General features: G+C 72.7%; 14 protein-coding genes. 11 read left to right on the top strand and 3 right to left on the bottom strand.

Annotation, left to right across the window (positions count from 1 at the left end):
• The first annotated feature begins 58 nt into the window (after window positions 1-58).
• From ABD363_RS20710 to ABD363_RS20685, 6 genes are all read left to right on the top strand, one after another.
• Window positions 59-1,738, top strand: coding sequence for a fumarate hydratase (locus ABD363_RS20710; RefSeq protein ID WP_344605731.1), 1,680 nt, complete (start codon window positions 59-61; stop codon window positions 1,736-1,738).
• A 147-nt stretch (window positions 1,739-1,885) separates the two neighbouring features.
• The gene (locus ABD363_RS20705) at window positions 1,886-3,286 is read left to right on the top strand and encodes a class II fumarate hydratase (RefSeq protein WP_344605729.1); all 1,401 of its coding nucleotides are present in this window, start codon (window positions 1,886-1,888) and stop codon (window positions 3,284-3,286) included.
• Between the two features lie 71 nt (window positions 3,287-3,357).
• Complete coding sequence (gene fomD, locus ABD363_RS20700) at window positions 3,358-4,053, top strand: cytidylyl-2-hydroxypropylphosphonate hydrolase (protein ID WP_344605727.1); 696 nt, start codon at window positions 3,358-3,360, stop codon at window positions 4,051-4,053.
• A 339-nt stretch (window positions 4,054-4,392) separates the two neighbouring features.
• The gene (locus ABD363_RS20695) at window positions 4,393-6,492 is read left to right on the top strand and encodes a SpoIIE family protein phosphatase (RefSeq protein ID WP_344605725.1); all 2,100 of its coding nucleotides are present in this window, start codon (window positions 4,393-4,395) and stop codon (window positions 6,490-6,492) included.
• Between the two features lie 207 nt (window positions 6,493-6,699).
• Complete coding sequence (locus ABD363_RS20690; protein WP_344605723.1) at window positions 6,700-7,173, top strand: hypothetical protein; 474 nt, start codon at window positions 6,700-6,702, stop codon at window positions 7,171-7,173.
• Window positions 7,174-7,332: 159 nt separating this feature from the next.
• Complete coding sequence (locus ABD363_RS20685) at window positions 7,333-7,830, top strand: hypothetical protein (RefSeq protein WP_344605721.1); 498 nt, start codon at window positions 7,333-7,335, stop codon at window positions 7,828-7,830.
• Window positions 7,831-7,895: 65 nt separating this feature from the next.
• Here the strand turns inward: ABD363_RS20685 and ABD363_RS20680 are convergent, their stop codons facing one another.
• The 3 genes from ABD363_RS20680 to ABD363_RS20670 all read right to left on the bottom strand — a co-directional run bounded on the left by ABD363_RS20680 (window position 7,896) and on the right by ABD363_RS20670 (window position 11,313).
• Entirely contained in the window at window positions 7,896-8,459 is a 564-nt protein-coding gene (locus ABD363_RS20680; RefSeq protein WP_344605719.1) for a hypothetical protein, read from the bottom strand.
• A 76-nt stretch (window positions 8,460-8,535) separates the two neighbouring features.
• Window positions 8,536-8,721, bottom strand: coding sequence for a hypothetical protein (locus ABD363_RS20675; protein WP_344605717.1), 186 nt, complete (start codon window positions 8,719-8,721; stop codon window positions 8,536-8,538).
• 243 nt (window positions 8,722-8,964) lie between these two features.
• Window positions 8,965-11,313: a transglycosylase domain-containing protein gene (locus tag ABD363_RS20670; protein WP_344605715.1), complete on the bottom strand. Its 2,349-nt coding sequence runs from the start codon at window positions 11,311-11,313 to the stop codon at window positions 8,965-8,967.
• A gap of 260 nt (window positions 11,314-11,573) precedes the next feature.
• Here ABD363_RS20670 and ABD363_RS20665 point away from each other — a divergent pair, with 260 nt between their 5' ends.
• From ABD363_RS20665 to ABD363_RS20645, 5 genes are all read left to right on the top strand, one after another.
• On the top strand, window positions 11,574-12,509 hold the full coding sequence (locus ABD363_RS20665; protein WP_344605713.1) for an SPFH domain-containing protein: 936 nt from the start codon (window positions 11,574-11,576) through the stop codon (window positions 12,507-12,509).
• A complete protein-coding gene (locus ABD363_RS20660; protein ID WP_344605711.1) occupies window positions 12,506-12,748 on the top strand; it encodes a type II toxin-antitoxin system antitoxin in 243 nt (80 codons plus the stop codon). Before ABD363_RS20665 ends, ABD363_RS20660 begins: the two co-directional genes overlap by 4 nt.
• A gap of 226 nt (window positions 12,749-12,974) precedes the next feature.
• The gene (locus tag ABD363_RS20655; RefSeq protein WP_344605709.1) at window positions 12,975-13,499 is read left to right on the top strand and encodes a PadR family transcriptional regulator; all 525 of its coding nucleotides are present in this window, start codon (window positions 12,975-12,977) and stop codon (window positions 13,497-13,499) included.
• Window positions 13,496-14,185 carry an ABC transporter ATP-binding protein gene (locus tag ABD363_RS20650; protein ID WP_344605707.1) on the top strand — a complete coding sequence of 230 codons (690 nt, stop codon included), beginning with the start codon at window positions 13,496-13,498 and terminating at the stop codon, window positions 14,183-14,185. Before ABD363_RS20655 ends, ABD363_RS20650 begins: the two co-directional genes overlap by 4 nt.
• Entirely contained in the window at window positions 14,182-16,515 is a 2,334-nt protein-coding gene (locus tag ABD363_RS20645) for an ABC transporter permease (protein ID WP_344605705.1), read from the top strand. The genes ABD363_RS20650 and ABD363_RS20645 overlap by 4 nt, the downstream gene beginning before the upstream one ends.
• Window positions 16,516-16,518: the final 3 nt, after the last annotated feature.

Raw genomic sequence — 16,518 nt, 5'->3', positions numbered from 1 at the left:
AGGTTCTACGCTGGTGGGCGCCCGCCGAAGGAGGCGGTCGCCGTCTGTCGAGTGAGGAATGGGCGAGATGCCTGAGTTCGCGTACACCGATCTGCTCCCCACGGGAGAGGACACCACCCCGTACCGGCTGGTGACCTCCGAGGGTGTCTCCACGGTCGAGGGGCCGGACGGGCGGACGTTCCTGAAGGTGGAGCCGGAGGCGCTGCGCAAGCTGGCCGAGGAGGCCATCCACGACATCCAGCACTACCTGCGCCCCGCGCACCTGGCGCAGCTGCGGCGCATCGTCGACGACCCGGAGGCGAGCGCCAACGACAAGTTCGTCGCCCTGGACCTGCTGAAGAACGCGAACATCGCGGCGGCGGGCGTGCTCCCCATGTGCCAGGACACCGGCACCGCGATCGTCATGGGCAAGCGCGGGCAGAACGTGCTGACCGCCGGCCGCGACGAGGAGGCCCTCTCCCGCGGCATCTACGACGCGTACACCAAGCTCAACCTGCGCTACTCGCAGATGGCTCCCCTGACCATGTGGGAGGAGAGGAACACCGGCTCCAACCTCCCCGCCCAGATCGAGCTGTACGCGACCGACGGCGACGCCTACAAGTTCCTGTTCATGGCCAAGGGCGGCGGCAGCGCCAACAAGAGCTTCCTCTACCAGGAGACCAAGGCCGTCCTGAACGAGGCCTCCATGATGAGGTTCCTGGAGGAGAAGATCCGCTCGCTGGGCACGGCCGCCTGCCCGCCGTACCACCTGGCGATCGTCGTCGGCGGCACCAGCGCCGAGTACGCGCTGAAGACCGCCAAGTACGCCTCCGCGCACTACCTGGACAACATGCCGACCGAGGGCTCGCCGCTCGGCCACGGCTTCCGGGACAAGGAGCTGGAGGAGAAGGTCTTCGAGCTCACCCAGAGGCTCGGCATCGGCGCGCAGTTCGGCGGCAAGTACTTCTGCCACGACGTGCGCGTGATCCGCCTGCCCCGGCACGGCGCGTCCTGCCCGGTGGCCCTCGCCGTCTCCTGCTCCGCCGACCGCCAGGCCGTCGCGAAGATCACCGCCGAGGGCGTCTTCCTGGAGCGGCTGGAGAAGGACCCGGCGCGCTTCCTGCCGGACACCACGGACGAGCAGCTGGAGTCGGACGGCGACGTCGTCCGCATCGACCTCAACCAGCCGATGGACGCCATCCTCGCCGAGCTGACCAAGTACCCGGTCAAGACCCGCCTGTCGCTCACCGGCCCGCTCGTCGTCGCCCGCGACATCGCGCACGCCAAGATCAAGGAGCGGCTGGACCGCGGCGAGGAGATGCCGCAGTACCTGAAGGACCACCCGGTGTACTACGCCGGCCCGGCCAAGACCCCCGAGGGCTACGCCTCCGGTTCCTTCGGGCCCACCACGGCCGGCCGCATGGACTCCTACGTCGAGCAGTTCCAGGCGGCGGGCGGCTCCAAGGTGATGCTCGCCAAGGGCAACCGCAGCAAGCAGGTCACCGACGCCTGCGCCCGGCACGGCGGCTTCTACCTCGGCTCCATCGGCGGCCCGGCCGCCCGCCTCGCCCAGGACTGCATCAAGAAGGTCGAGGTCGTCGAGTACGAGGAGCTCGGCATGGAGGCCGTCTGGAAGATCGAGGTCGAGGACTTCCCGGCGTTCATCGTCGTGGACGACAAGGGCAACGACTTCTTCCAGGACCCCGCCCCGCAGCCGACCTTCACCTCGATCCCGGTGCGCGGTCCCGGGCTCGCGTGAGCGGTACTCCCGGCCCGGCGGGGCCCCGGCCGGTGCGTCCGGCCGGGGCCCCGCGCCGTACGGCCCGGCGGCCGGCCGGCGCGGGGCCGGGCCGGCCGGAATAGCCTCGGTGGGGGGCGGTGCTGACCTGGACGGAGGTGATCGGCAGTGGCCGACGAGCAGCAGGACAGGTACCGGATCGAACACGACTCCATGGGGGAGGTCCGCGTCCCCGCCGACGCGAAGTGGCGGGCCCAGACCCAGCGGGCCGTGGCGAACTTCCCCGTCTCGGGGCAGCGCATCGAACGCGCGCACATCGAGGCCCTGGCCCGCATCAAGGGGGCCGCGGCCAAGGTGAACGCCCGGCTGGGCGTGCTCGACGAGGACGTCGCCGAGGCGATCCAGGAGGCGGCCGAGGAGGTCGCCCGGGGCGAGTGGGACGAGCACTTCCCCGTCGACGTGTTCCAGACGGGGTCGGGGACCTCGTCCAACATGAACGCCAACGAGGTCATCGCCACCCTCGCCGGTGAGCGGCTGGGGCGGGACGTCCATCCCAACGACCACGTCAACGCCTCCCAGTCCTCCAACGACGTCTTCCCGTCCTCCATCCACATCGCCGCCACGGCCGCCGTCACCCGCGACCTGATCCCGGCCCTGGACCACCTCGCGACCGCGCTGGAGCGCAAGGCCGAGGAGTTCGCCGACGTGGTGAAGTCGGGCCGGACCCATCTCATGGACGCCACGCCCGTCACGCTGGGCCAGGAGTTCGGCGGCTACGCCGCCCAGGTCCGGTACGGCATCGAGCGGCTGAACGCCTCCCTGCCCCGGCTCGCCGAACTGCCCCTCGGCGGCACCGCCGTCGGCACCGGCATCAACACCCCGCCCGGCTTCTCCGCCGCCGTCATCGAGGAGGTCGCCCGCGCCACCGGGCTGCCGCTGACCGAGGCGCGCAACCACTTCGAGGCGCAGGGCGCCCGGGACGGCATCGTCGAGACCAGCGGGCAGCTGCGCACCATCGCCGTCGGACTGACCAAGATCGCCAACGATCTGCGGTGGATGTCCTCCGGGCCGCGCACCGGGCTCGCCGAGATCTCCCTGCCCGACCTCCAGCCGGGCTCCTCGATCATGCCGGGCAAGGTCAACCCGGTCGTCCCCGAGGCGGTGCTGATGGTCGCGGCCCAGGTCATCGGCAACGACACGACCGTCACCACCGCCGGGGCGGCCGGCAACTTCGAGCTCAACGTGATGCTGCCGGTCATCGCCAAGAACGTGCTGGAGTCGGTCCGGCTGCTCGCGAACGCCTCCCGGCTGCTGGCCGACCGCACGGTCGACGGCATCGTCGCCCACCGCGAACGGGCGCGGGAGTACGCCGAGTCGTCGCCCTCCGTCGTCACCCCGCTCAACCGGTACATCGGGTACGAGGAGGCCGCCAAGGTCGCCAAGAAGGCGCTGGCCGAGCGGAAGACGATCCGTCAGGTCGTCCTGGAGAGCGGGTACGTCGAGCGCGGCGACCTGACCGTCGAGCAGCTCGACGAGGCGCTGGACGTCCTGCGGATGACCCGCCCGTGACCCGGCCGGCCCGGGTGCGAACCATGACGGGCGCCGCGGCCTCGCATGTCCGGGGCGCCTAATATCTGTGCATGGCAGACGGCGAAGCGGTGAGAGCGGTGGCGGAAGCGGGTGAGGCGGCGGCCCGCTGGGCGCCCGGGAGCCAGATCCTGTGGCGGTACCGGGAGAACGCCGGCACCCGCTTCCACATCGCGCGCCCCGTCACCGTCGTGCGGGACGACCCCGAGCTGCTCGCCGTGTGGATGGCGCCCGGCACCGAGTGCGTGCGGCCGGTGCTCGCCGACGGCACGCCCGTGCACCTGGAGCCGCTCGGCACCCGCTACACCAAGCCGCGGGCCGTCCGGCGCGACCGCTGGTTCGGCACGGGCGTGCTGAAGCTGGCGCGGCCCGGTGAGCCCTGGTCGGTGTGGCTGTTCTGGGAGCCGGGCTGGCAGTTCAAGAACTGGTACGTGAACCTGGAGGAGCCGCTGACCCGCTGGGCGGGCGGCGTCGACTCCGAGGACCACTTCCTGGACATCTCCGTCCACCCGGACCGCAGTTGGCAGTGGCGGGACGAGGACGAGTTCGCCCAGGCCCAGCGGGACGGCCTGGTGGACGCCGGACTCGCCGAGCGGGTGCGGCAGGCGGGGCGGGACGCGGTGGAGGTGATCCGCGCGTGGGGGCCGCCGTTCTGCGACGGCTGGCAGGACTGGCGCCCGGATCCGTCCTGGGCGGTACCGTCGCTGCCGGAGGACTGGGACCGCACGCCCGCGCGCGTGTCCCCGTGAGACCCTTGATGTGCCCCGGGGCAAGAACCGTAGGATCGTCCTCCGCAACCAGGGAGCGGGGTCGGTGCACAGCACCGTCGTCGAGGGGTGGTGGCTGGGTGGCGGACGGGCGCACAGTGGCAACCACCGGAGCACGGGCTGAGCTTGACCGATCGTCACCGAGGGGCGGCAGGACGTGATCGAGGGGTACCAGGGCGACACCGGCAGGGACCGCCGGCGGTCCGCCGACGGCACGGGAACGGTCCCCGGCCACGCGGGAATCCCGTTCCCTGGGCACGTATTGCGGGTATCGGGTTTTCTGCGGGACGAACTGCACGCGCGGCGCGCAGCCCCGGACGGATGGATTCGACACGCGTGACGGAGCAGCCGATCTCCTTCGAACGCCCCCAGACGGGCGCCGACCCCGCGGACCCCCGCGGGGCGCTCCTGCGTTCCCCGGTGCCGCCTTCCGCGGGCACCCCGGCGGCCGGTACCGCCGCCTTACCGGCACAGGCACGCCCCGGCGAGACGCCCCCGGACACGGCGGTGCCCGGTCAGGAGCCGGCCGGCGTGACCGAGCACTCCCAGCCGGGCGCCGAGCACGCCGCCGAGCCCGACACGCACCGCCCGCGTCCGGCGCCCGAGGGCGTCCCGGCCCCGGCGGCCGGCGAGCAGGAGCACGCCGAGGCGGCGGGCGGGGAGCGCCGTACCGGGCAGGGGCTGCCGCCGGGCCGGCCCACGCCGATGCGGCGGGACGGGGACCGGCTGCGCTTCGTGGGCGCCGCGACCCGGCGGATCGCCCGCGGCATGGACCTGGACGAGATCGTGATGGGGCTGTGCCGGGCCACCGTGCCCACGTTCGCCGACGCGATCCTGGTCTACCTGCGCGAGCCGCTGCCCGTGGGCGACGAGCGGCCCATCGGCCCGCTGGTGCTGCGGCTGCGCCGCACCGACCGGATCCCGGCCGAGCGCGACACCGAGGGCGGCTTCATGCCCCCGGTCCAGCCCGAGCCGTCCGGGCTGGACGCGGTCGGCGCCGAGACCTGCGAGGTGCGGCCCGGCAGCGCGCTCGCCGAGGTGCTGCGCGGAGTGCGGCCGGTCTTCACGGACGCGCCCGCCGCCCGCGCCGCGCTGCCCGAACTCCTCGGGGACGGCGGCGGCTTCGCCGTGCCCTCGGGGCAGCGGGCGATCCTCGCGCCGCTGCGCGGACGGCGCCGGGTGATCGGCGCCGCGCTGTTCCTGCGCCGCCCCGAGCGCCCCGCCTTCGAGGCCGACGATCTGCTGGTGGCCGCCCAGCTGGCCACGCACAGCGCCCTCGGCATCGACAAGGCCGTGCTGTACGGCCGGGAGGCGTACATCGCGGACGAGTTGCAGCGCACCATGCTGCCGGAGACCCTGCCGCGGCCGACCGGCGTGCGGCTGGCGGCCCGCTACCTGCCGGCCGCGGAGACCGCGCGCGTCGGCGGCGACTGGTACGACGCGATCCCGCTGCCCGGCAGCCGGGTCGCCCTCGTCGTCGGCGACGTCATGGGCCACTCCATGACCTCGGCCGCGATCATGGGTCAGCTGCGCACCACCGCGCAGACCCTGGCCGGCCTCGACCTGCCGCCGCAGGAGGTCCTGCACCACCTCGACGAGCAGGCCCAGCGCCTGGGCATCGACCGCATGGCGACCTGCCTGTACGCGGTCTACGACCCGGTCTCGCACCGCATCACCATCGCCAACGCCGGCCATCCGCCGCCGGTCCTGCTGCACCTGGGCGGCCGGGCCGAGGTGCTGCGGGTGCCCGCGGGCGCCCCGATCGGCGTCGGCGGCGTCGACTTCGAGGCCGTGGAGCTGGACGCGCCCGCCGGCGCGACCCTGCTGCTGTACACCGACGGCCTGGTCGAGTCCCGCCTCAGGGACGTGTGGACCGGCATCGAGCAGCTGCGGGAGAAGCTGGCCGCGACCGCGCAGCTCACCGGGCCGGACCATCCGCCGCCGCTGGAAGCGCTGTGCGACGAGGTGCTGGACATGCTCGGCCCGGGCGACCGGGACGACGACATCGCGCTGCTCGCCGCCCGCTTCGACGGGATCGCGCCGAACGACGTGGCGTACTGGTTCCTGGAGCCGGAGGACGCCGCCCCCGGCCGGGCCCGCCGCCTGGCCCGCCGCGCGCTCGAGCGCTGGGGCCTGGAGGAGCTCAGCGACTCGGTGGAGCTGCTGGTCAGCGAGGTCGTCACCAACGCCGTGCGGTACGCCACCCGCCCGGTCACCCTGCGGCTGCTGCGCACGAACGTGCTGCGCTGCGAGGTCGGCGACGACGTGCCGCAGCTGCCGCGGCTCCGTCAGGCGCGGGCCACGGACGAGGGCGGGCGCGGGCTGCTCCTGGTGAACAAGGTGGCCAGGAGGTGGGGGGCGACCCGGCTCTCCACCGGCAAGGTGGTGTGGTTCGAGCTCGGGGTGCCCCCCGCTCCCTAGCGCCCGGCAGGCCCTGCCGTCGGATCCCCCCGCCGTCCGTCCAAGGGGGATCCGACGGCTGCCGCGGGGGCGGTGTTCCGTTGCCCTCTTCGGGTGGCGTCTGCGGCCCCGCCCCGCAGGGCGCGTTGCGCCGCGGGTTTCCGGGGCCTGGAATGGCTCGCCGGTGCTCCAAGGTCCGAGCACCCGCAGTCAGCTCCAGGAGGATGCATGCCCTCAGCCACCATCCGCCGTGCCGTGACGGTCGGCGCCCTGACAACCGCATTGACGTTCGTGCTGTCCGCACACGCGTCGGCAGACGTCGGCGACGAGGACATCGTGCGGGTCAAGTTCACGGGTGTCACCACGTTCGACACACGCCCCAGGGTCGTCACCAAGGGCACCAGCTGGGTCACCTACCTGCACCTGTACACGCCGGGGAAGAAGTTCGCCGGCGACGCCGGCTCGCGGTGCAGCGCCGTCGCGGTCGCCGCCAACCGGGTGACCAGCCAGTGCACCCGGGTGCTGCGCATGAAGGACGGAGAGATCCACCTGCACGACATGATCGGCCGTGAGGGCGGCAAGTCCGTCACGGCCAAGACCGCCATCGTGGGCGGCACGGGCGTCTACAACGACGCCGAGGGCGAGGGCTACATCACCCTGAAGGGCGACCGCGTCCACTTCGACCTCCACGTCGATGACTGAGCGGTGCGCACCGGCCGGCCGCCGGCCGGCCGGTGCGTCGCCCGAGGGGTACGTGTGCCCCGGCCACGCGGGTTCCGTCGCGCTGCGGGAACGAACTGCGTGGAACGACTCGCCCGTGTCCCGGAAGGCCTGGGGCACTCCGTTCGGCCTGGAGGTTCCGTGATCACATCGGTTGTCCGCGGCATCGCCGTCACCGCCCTCACCACCACGATCGCCCTTCTCCCGACGCAGGCGCAGGCCGAGGGGTCGGACGAGGACAACGACATCGAGACGATCGAGCTGACCGGCGTCAACTGGCTCGACACGTCGCCCCCGCACATCCGGGTCGGCGACAAGTGGGTGGTCCGCCTGGACCTGTACACCAAGCGGAAGACGGGGTCGGCCGAGCGCCCGCTGCAGCGCGCCGGTGACGGTCAGGCGGAGTGCAGCGCGGTCCAGGTCCGGGGCAGCCGGGTGACCACGGTGTGCACGCGCGTGCTGAGCCTGAAGAAGGGCACGCTGACGCTCAGCGACATGATCACGTCCACCCCGCGGAAGCCCGTGACGGCCAAGACCGCCATCACCGGCGGCACCGGCCAGTACCGCTCCGCCTACGGTGACGGCTACCTCACCCTGGACGGCCGGTACAGCCACTGGAAGCTCGACGTCGACGAGTGACCCGGCCTCGGCCGCGCCGGTGCGGGGACGCCGTTCCGCGTCCCCGCGCCGGGGTCCCCGCGTCCTCAGTCGCCTATGCCCGAGGTTTTCTCGATGAGACGGGTGAAGACGATGAGCGCTCCCACGGCGGGCAGGAGGCCGGCCAGCGTCCACAGGACGCAGAACCCCGCCGCCGCGGCGGCCATCATGCGCAACGGGGCCGGGGCGTCCTCGGGAATCCCCGCCACCACCAGGAGGAGCACGGTGGACAGGACCCCCGTCGCGATGATGGTGAAGAACGGCCACAGGTAGTGGGCGATCGGCAGGATCCGCGCCTTCCTCGCCTTTTTGAGGAAACTGTTGTCGCAGGCACGCGTGATCATCGCCAGGACGGCGAACACGGATCCGATGATGATGCCGACCATGGAGACGGCGACGCTGAGCGCCTCCTCCATCGGCAGGTCGCCGTCGTGGCCGAGCCAGGCGCCGCCCGCCGCCCCCAGGACCGCGCCCAGCGGCTCGCCCCACCATCCGCTCCGCAGGCTCACGTGCACGAGCCTCATGAACTCCTTGAAGTACTTGTCCCCCAGGGTGCGCCCGGCGGGTTCCTCCGGGCAGGAGTCGAAGCCTTTCGGCGTTTCCGTGTCCATGAAAGCCCCCGCCCGTCGGCGGTCACTCCCACCGAGCCGCGTTCACTCGGTCCGGTTCCTCGTCACCCGTCCCTTCTCACGGGCCCTTCTCCGCTTCCACGACCGCCGCGTACAGGCTCATGCCGCGCAGGGCGTCGTACAGCGAGGCGTGGCGCCCGGCGGGGGACTCCTCCTCCGCCGGGTGCGGTTCGTGTATCAGGCCGACCTGGAAGTCACGTGTGCCGGCCGTGCACTCGGCGAACTCTCGAAGGGAACCGTTCATCGCTCGCTCCGCCTTTCAGGGTGCGCGCCGTGCGGGGCCGCCGGGAATGGGGCCGGAACATGCGCATCACCCTAGGCGGCGTCGGCCGATCAGGCCCGTTAAGCCGACATAAGAGTGAATTTCAGCTGAACAAATAACCAATAAAGGGAAAACGTGTCTGCCCGGGTGGGGGGAGCTGGTCGCGAGGCCGGCGGGCACCGTGCGCGCGGGGGCGCCCGGCGGCTCGTCGGGCGCCCCCGCGCGTTACTCGTCCTCGTCCTCGTCCTCGTCCGGTACGACGGGGTCCTGCGGGATGTCCTCGTCGACCGGCGGTTCCGTCGTCGGTGTCTGGGACGGCGTCCGGGACGGTGTCTGGGACGGCGTCTGGGACGGCGTCCGGGACGGTGTCCGGGAGGCCGGCGGCTCCGACGTCGGCTCCTCGGTGGTCGGTTCCTCCGAGGGCGTCTCGACCGGCTGCCGGGTGACGGGGGGCTTCGGCGTCCGGGTGGGCCTGACGGCCGCGCCCTGGGTGGTCTCCAGGTCGAACCGGCTGACCTCGTCCAGCACGCCGAAGGTGTACTCCGCCCAGATCTGCGCCGGGAAGCCGCCGCCGTTGACCCGTTCGAAGCCGCCCGCGCCGTACAGCTCGACCTGCGGGTGCGGGGGCTTGGTGCTCTCGCCGAACAGGCCCACCGCGGTGACCAGGTCGGGGGTGTAGCCGACGAACCAGGCCGACTTGTTGTTGTCGGACGTGCCCGTCTTGCCGGCGACCTGCTGGCCGTTCCGCCGCGGGTTGTCCCGTACGGACGCGCGGGCCGTGCCGTCGTCGACCACGCCGGTGAGCACCGAGGTCACCGTGTCGGCGGCCTCCCGGCTGATCACCTGCTCGCCGATCGGGTCGGGCATGGTGACCGTGCGGCTCCGCTGCTCCGCCGACGCGATGATGGTCGGGGTGACCTTCCTGCCGTGGTTGTCGAGGGTGGCGTAGACCCCGGCCATCTCCAGCGGGCTCGCGCCCATGGTGCCGAGGGTCTGGGCGGGCACCGCCTTCAGGCCCTCGGTGTCCATGCCGAGCGCGCCGGCCGTCTCCAGCACCTCCGTCATGCCGACGTCCACGCCCATCTGCGCGAAGACCGAGTTCACGGACTTGTTCATCGCCGTCTGCACGGTGATGTCGCCGTAGTCCCGGTCGTCCTCGTTCTCCGGGGCGAAGCCGACCTCGCCGCCGTCGCGGTCGACGACCGGGCGCTTGCTGGTGCCGTCGTAGACCGTGCTCGCGGTGATCGGCGTGCCGTCCCGGGTGGTCGCGCCCTCCTCCAGGGCGGCGGCGAGGATCACCGGCTTGAACGTCGAGGCCGGCTGGTAGTCGGTGCGGGTGGCGTTGCTGAGGTAGTGCTTGAAGTAGTCCCGGCCGCCGTACAGCGCGACGATCTTCCCGGTCTCCGGGTCGACGGAGACGGCGCCGGCCTGCACCGCGGCGTCGACCTCGCGCTTTCGCGGATCGAGCCTGCCGGTCAGCTGCGTCTTCACGGCCCGCTCCAGCTCGGCCTGCTTTTCGCGGTCGATGTTGAGCGTGATGGTCCAGCCGTTGTCCTGGACCTCGGCCTCCGCCTGCGCCTGGGAGATGCCCTCCTGCTCCCTCAGCTGCCGGGCGAGCTGCTGGTTGGCGAGCTGGACGAGGTAGCCCTTCTGGCCCGCGAGCCCGGCGGTGCCCCGGGGCTCCTCCGGGACCGGGAACTCCATGGCGTCCCGCTCGGCCCTGTCCAGCCAGCCCTCCTCGACCATGTTGTCCAGGACGTAGGTCCAGCGCTCCTTCACCAGCCGCTTGCCGGTGTCGGAGGCGACCGCCCAGTCGTACTGGCTCGGCGCCTGGAGCAGCGCGGCGAGGTAGGCGCCCTGCTCGACGGTCAGGTCCTCGGCGTCGGTGCGGTAGTAGGCCTGGGCGGCCGCCTGGATGCCGTAGGCGCCGCGGCCGTAGTAGCTGGTGTTGATGTAGCCCGCGAGGATGTCGTCCTTGGACATCTCGCGGTCCACCTTCAGCGAGATGACCAGCTCCTTCAGCTTGCGGCTGACGGTCTGCTCCTGGCTGAGGTAGTAGTTCTTGACGTACTGCTGGGTGATCGTCGAGCCGCCCTGGGTGCCCTTGCCGGCGAGGGTGTTGAGCAGGCCGCGGGCGGTGCCCCTCAGGTCGACGCCGGCGTCGCTGTAGAAGCTCTTGTTCTCGGCCGCGACGAAGGTCCGCTGGACGTCCTTGGGCACCTTGTCCAGGCCGACGATCTCGCGGTTGACCGTGCCCGAGCGGGCCAGCACCGTGCCGTCGCTGAACTTGTACACGTTGCTCTGGCGCCGTGCCGCCGCGTTGCCCTCGGGCACGTCCACCACCAGGTACAGCACGACGAACGCGCCGATGCCGAGCAGGCACAGGCCGAAGAACGCGCCGAGGACCTTCTTCCAGGTGAACAGCGCGCGCATGCCGCCCCGGCCGGCGCCGCCGGCCGCCCTGCGGGCCCCGGCCCGGCCGCCGAGGGCGGCCGACGGCGTCCCGGACGAGCGCCGGGGCGCCGCGCGGTGGCCACCGCGCTGTCGCGCTCGTCTCTCTTCCGCTCGTCCCATGGGTCCGATCCGCTCCGCTTCGTTCATGTGTGCTCAGAAGTCACACAGGTTCGCCGCTCAGGTCAGCTCAGAAAGCTAACACCACCAGATATGACAAAGGGCTGCCGATCCGGCCTTTTACGGACGTGACAATCAGCACCCGTCCCACAGGAATCGACGCCCGAGCCGGGCGGAGGGTTGTCATGACACGATAAAGTGATATCACTTAGATAGACCGGAGCCGGGCAGGAGAGCTCCGGCGCGAGAACGGGGGGACACCCATGCCCACAGAGGACACCCAGGTCACGGCCGACGTGCCGGAGATGCCGGCCCCGCGCGTGCGGGAGTTCCCGGCGCACAGCATCGGCGGCGGGCTCGCGCTGCTGCTCGGACTGGCCGGGCTGCTGGCCGCCGCCGTGCTGATCGTCGGCGCCACGGTCGTCGCCGCGGCCGGCGCCAAGGCCGCGCTGATCGTCGCGGGCGTCCTGGTCGGCCTCGCCTCCTTCCTGGCGATGTGCGGGCTGAACATGGTGGCGCCGGGCGAGGCCCGGGTCGTCCAGCTCTTCGGGCGGTACCGCGGGACGATCCGGCAGGACGGGCTGCGCTGGGTCAACCCCTTCACCTCGCGCAGCAAGATCTCCACCCGGGTCCGCAACCACGAGACCGCCGTGCTCAAGGTGAACGACGCCTACGGCAACCCGATCGAGCTGGCCGCCGTGGTGGTGTGGAAGGTGGAGGACACCGCCCAGGCCACCTTCGAGGTGGACGACTACGTGGAGTTCGTCTCCACCCAGACCGAGGCCGCCGTGCGGCACATCGCCATCGAGTACCCCTACGACGCCCACGAGGAGGGCGGCCTGTCGCTGCGCGGCAACGCCGAGGAGATCACCGAGAAGCTCGCCGTCGAGCTGCAGGCGCGCGTGGAGGCGGCCGGCGTGCGGATCATCGAGTCGCGCTTCACGCACCTGGCGTACGCTCCCGAGATCGCCTCGGCGATGCTCCAGCGGCAGCAGGCCGGCGCGGTCGTCGCGGCCCGGCGGCAGATCGTGGACGGCGCGGTGGGGATGGTGGAGATGGCGCTCGCCCGGCTCACCGAGCGGGACATCGTGGAGCTGGACTCCGAACGGAAGGCGGCGATGGTGTCGAACCTGATGGTGGTGCTGTGCGGCGACCGCTCCGCCCAGCCGGTCCTCAACACCGGGTCGCTGTACCAGTGACACCCCCTGCCGAGGACTCCCGGTCCGGGCGCCGGCCGCAGCAGCGCAAGCAGGTGCTGCTGCGGCTGGACCCGTTGGTGTACGAGGCGCTCGCGCGGTGGGCGTCGGACGAGCTGCGGTCGGCCAACGCCCAGATCGAGTTCCTGCTGCGCAGGGCACTGGCGGAGGCGGGCCGGCTGCCCGGCGAGGCGGGCCCGATCCCGCGCCGCGGACGCCCGCCCGCGGATCCCGCCCCCTAGGCGCGGCGGGCCCCCGGCCGACGGGCGCACCGGCCGACGAGCGCACCCGGCCGACGGGCACCCCCGGCCGGCGGAGGCGCCCGGTCGGCGGGCGCACTCGCGCGACAGGCGCGCCCGTGTGACGGAACCGTGACAATCGCCCCCCACCTGCGCCCTCGCACCCTCACCGGGGTCTGCACACGGTGTGTATACACACTGCGTATACACACCGTGTAGAGTCCCCGGCATGTCCATCGGTCACACACTTCTGGGACTCCTGGAGTCCGGCCCCCGCCACGGCTACGACCTGAAGCGGACCTTCGACGAGAAGTTCGGTCACGACCGGCCGCTGCACTACGGCCAGGTCTACTCGACGATGTCCCGCCTGCTGAAGAACGGCCTCGTCGAGGTCGACGGCATCGAGGCGGGCGACGGCCCCGAGCGCAAGCGGTACGCCGTCACCGAGGCCGGCGTCACCGACGTCGAGCGCTGGCTCGCCACGCCGGAGAAGCCCGAGCCGTACCTGCAGTCGACCCTCTACACCAAGGTCGTCCTCGCCCTGCTCACCCACCGGGACGCGGCCGGCATCCTCGACACCCAGCGCTCGGAGCATCTGCGCAGCATGCGCGTCCTCACCGACCGCAAGCGCAAGGGCGACCTCGCCGACCAGCTCATCTGCGACCACGCCCTGTTCCACCTGGAGGCCGACCTGCGGTGGCTGGAACTGACCGCGGCGCGTCTGGACAAGCTGCGCGCGGCGGTGGCCCGATGACGCCGCCCGCCGGTTCCCTGCTCGCGGCCGAGGGGCTGCGCAAGGCCTACGGCCCGACGCCGGCGCTGGACGGCGCCGAGTTCTCCATCCACCCCGGCGAGGTGGTCGCCGTCATGGGCCCGTCCGGGTCCGGCAAGTCGACGCTGCTGCACTGCCTGGCCGGGATCGTCCCGCCCGACGCGGGGACGATCACGTACGACGGGCGGGAGCTGTCCGCCATGAACGACGCCCGGCGCAGCGCGCTCCGGCGCAGCGAGTTCGGGTTCGTGTTCCAGTTCGGGCAGCTCGTGCCGGAGCTGACCTGCGTGGAGAACGTGGCGCTGCCGCTGCGGCTGAACGGCGCCTCGCGCAGGGAGGCCGAGAAGGCCGCGCTGGGGTGGATGGAGCGGCTGGAGGTCGACGACCTCGCCGGGAAGCGGCCCGGTGAGGTCTCCGGCGGCCAGGGGCAGCGGGTCGCCGTCGCGCGTGCGCTGGTCACGCGCCCGCGGGTGCTGTTCGCCGACGAGCCGACCGGCGCGCTGGACTCGCTCAACGGCGAGCGCGTGATGGAGCTGCTCACGGACGCCGCCCGGTCCACCAACGCCGCCGTCGTCCTGGTCACGCACGAGGCGCGGGTGGCCGCGTACTCCGACCGCGAGATCGTGGTGCGGGACGGCCGGTCCCGGGACATGGAGCGCGTCGTATGAGGGGGCGGTGGGCCCGGGACCTGGCCATGGGCGTCCGCTTCGCCTTCGCGGGCGGGCGCGAGGGGTGGGGCCGGGCGCTGCTGACCGCGGTGGGCGTCGGGCTCGGGGTGGCGCTGCTGCTGCTGACGACGGCGCTGCCGAACGCGCTGGCCGCCCGGGAGGAGCGGGAGCAGGCCCGCACGGACCTGACCTTCGGCGCGCCGATACCGAAGGGGAACGACACCCTCTTGGTCGCGGAGGTCGGCACGGACTTCCGCGACCTGAGCATCCGCGGACGCGAGCTGGAACCCGAAGGGCCGCGCGCCCCGCTGCCGCCGGGGGTCGCGGAGTTCCCGGCGGAGGACGAGATGGTCGTCTCCCCCGCCCTGGAGCGGCTGCTGGAGTCCGACGGCGGGAGGCTGCTGCGGGAGCGGCTGCCGGAGCGGATCGTCGGCACCATCGGCGAGAGCGGGCTGGTCGGCCCGGCCGAACTCGCCTTCTACCGGGGCGGCGAGGGACTCGCCCCGTACCTCGACGGCGGCCGGGTGACCCGGATCGACCGGTTCGGGGAGCCGGACCCGGACCCGTCCTCCGAACCGCTGGACCCGGTGCTGCTCCTGCTGATCGTCGTCGTCCTGGTCGTGCTGCTGATGCCGGTGGCCGTGTTCATCGCGGCGGCCGTGCGGATCGGCGGCGAGCGGCGCGACCGGCGGCTCGCGGCGCTCCGGCTGGTCGGCTCCGACAGCCGGATGACCCGGCGCATCGCGGCCGGCGAGGCGCTCGCGGGCGCGCTGCTCGGGCTGGTGTTCGGCGCGGGCTTCTTCCTGCTGGGCCGTCAGGCGGTGGGCTCGGTCGAGCTGTTCAGCGTGAGCGTGTTCCCGGACTACCTCGACCCCTCGCCGCTGCTGACCCTGCTCGTCGCCGTCGCGGTCCCGGCGGCGGCGGTGCTGGTCACGCTGTTCGCGCTGCGCGGCGTGGTGATCGAGCCGCTCGGCGTGGTGCGCACGGCCAGGCCCGCGCGGCGCCGGCTGTGGTGGCGGCTGCTGCTGCCGCTGGGCGGGCTCGCGATGCTCTCCCCGATGGTCGGCCAGGGCCGCGAGAACGGGAACTTCAACACCTACCTGGTGGTCGGCGGCGTGATGCTGCTGCTGGTCGGGGTGACCACGCTGCTGCCGTGGGTGGTGGAGGCGGTCGTCGCCCGGCTCGGCGCGGGCGGCGTCTCCTGGCAGCTGGCGGTGCGCCGTCTGCAGCTGAGCAGCGGCACGGCGGCCCGTATGGTCAACGGCATCGCGGTGGCGGTGGCCGGGGCGATCGCGCTGCAGATGCTGTTCTCCGGCGTGGAGAGCGACTACACCGAGCAGACCGGGTACGACCTCTCGCGGGCGCAGATGCAGGTGTCCGTGCCGAAGGAGGTGCCGCTGGACGCGGCCGCCGGGAAACTGCGGAGCACCGAGGGCGTGCGCGGGGTCCTCGCCTACGCCGAGGGCTACGCCGGCGACCGCCGCCGCGACCCGGAGCACGGTACGCAGGTGACCGTCGGCGACTGCGCCTCGCTGCGCGAGATCGCGAAGCTGCCCGCGTGCCGCGACGGGGACGTGTTCGCCGTCCACGGCGCCGAGTACGACACCGAGACCCCCCTCGTGGCCGAACCCGGCCGGAGACTGTTCCTCGACCCGTCCTACGAGGGTTCCCCGCGCGGCCGGGAGGTCGCCTGGACGGTGCCGCGGGACCTGAAGCGGGCGGCGGCGCGCGTGGGCCCGACCGGCTCGGACCGGGGCGGTTTCCTGATCACCCCGAAGGCGCTGCCCGCCGCGGCCGCGCCCGCCCTGGAGGGGGAGGCGTACGTCAAGCTCGACCCGGCCGTGCCGGACGCGGAGGAGCAGGTGCGGAACACCGCGGCGGCCGTCCACCCGCTGACCTATCCCCTGTCCTGGTCCGGGACACAGCAGTCCGGCCGGTACACCTCCATCCGCACCGGGCTGTTCGTCGGCGCCGCCTGTGTGCTGGCGCTGATCGGGGCGAGCCTGCTGGTCTCCCAGCTGGAGCAGTTGCGCGAGCGCCGCAAGCTGCTGGCCTCGCTGGTCGCCTTCGGCACCCGGCGGCGCACGCTGACCCTGTCGGTGCTGTGGCAGACGGCGGTGCCGATCGCGCTGGGCCTGGTGCTGGCCTCCGTGGTGGGCCTGGCGCTGGGCGCGGTGCTGCTGCGGATGACGAGCGCGTCGGTGCGCGTGGACTGGGCGAGCGTGCTGTCGATGACCGGCATCGGCGCCGCGGTGGTCCTGGCGGTGACGCTGCTCAGTCTGCCGCCGCTGCTGCGGATGATGCGGCCGGAGGGGCTGCGCACGGAGTGAGGC

The sequence above is a fragment of the Streptomyces glaucus genome (assembly GCF_039533365.1).
In the GTDB taxonomy this organism is placed as follows: domain Bacteria; phylum Actinomycetota; class Actinomycetes; order Streptomycetales; family Streptomycetaceae; genus Streptomyces; species Streptomyces glaucus.
Note: the sequence above shows the minus strand (reverse complement) of the source record. Positions and strands in the feature narration are given on the sequence as shown.

Excerpts from the sequence above, each read along its gene's own strand:
- ABD363_RS20710 (WP_344605731.1), top strand. The coding sequence starts at position 59 with ATGGGCGAGATGCCTGAGTTCGCGTACACCGATCTGCTCCCCACGGGA.
- fomD (WP_344605727.1), top strand. The coding sequence starts at position 3,358 with ATGGCAGACGGCGAAGCGGTGAGAGCGGTGGCGGAAGCGGGTGAGGCG.
- ABD363_RS20695 (WP_344605725.1), top strand. The coding sequence starts at position 4,393 with ATGGATTCGACACGCGTGACGGAGCAGCCGATCTCCTTCGAACGCCCC.
- ABD363_RS20690 (WP_344605723.1), top strand. The coding sequence starts at position 6,700 with ATGCCCTCAGCCACCATCCGCCGTGCCGTGACGGTCGGCGCCCTGACA.
- ABD363_RS20680 (WP_344605719.1), bottom strand. The coding sequence starts at position 8,459 with ATGGACACGGAAACGCCGAAAGGCTTCGACTCCTGCCCGGAGGAACCC.
- ABD363_RS20675 (WP_344605717.1), bottom strand. The coding sequence starts at position 8,721 with ATGAACGGTTCCCTTCGAGAGTTCGCCGAGTGCACGGCCGGCACACGT.
- ABD363_RS20670 (WP_344605715.1), bottom strand. The coding sequence starts at position 11,313 with ATGGGACGAGCGGAAGAGAGACGAGCGCGACAGCGCGGTGGCCACCGC.
- ABD363_RS20665 (WP_344605713.1), top strand. The coding sequence starts at position 11,574 with ATGCCCACAGAGGACACCCAGGTCACGGCCGACGTGCCGGAGATGCCG.
- ABD363_RS20655 (WP_344605709.1), top strand. The coding sequence starts at position 12,975 with ATGTCCATCGGTCACACACTTCTGGGACTCCTGGAGTCCGGCCCCCGC.
- ABD363_RS20650 (WP_344605707.1), top strand. The coding sequence starts at position 13,496 with ATGACGCCGCCCGCCGGTTCCCTGCTCGCGGCCGAGGGGCTGCGCAAG.
- ABD363_RS20645 (WP_344605705.1), top strand. The coding sequence starts at position 14,182 with ATGAGGGGGCGGTGGGCCCGGGACCTGGCCATGGGCGTCCGCTTCGCC.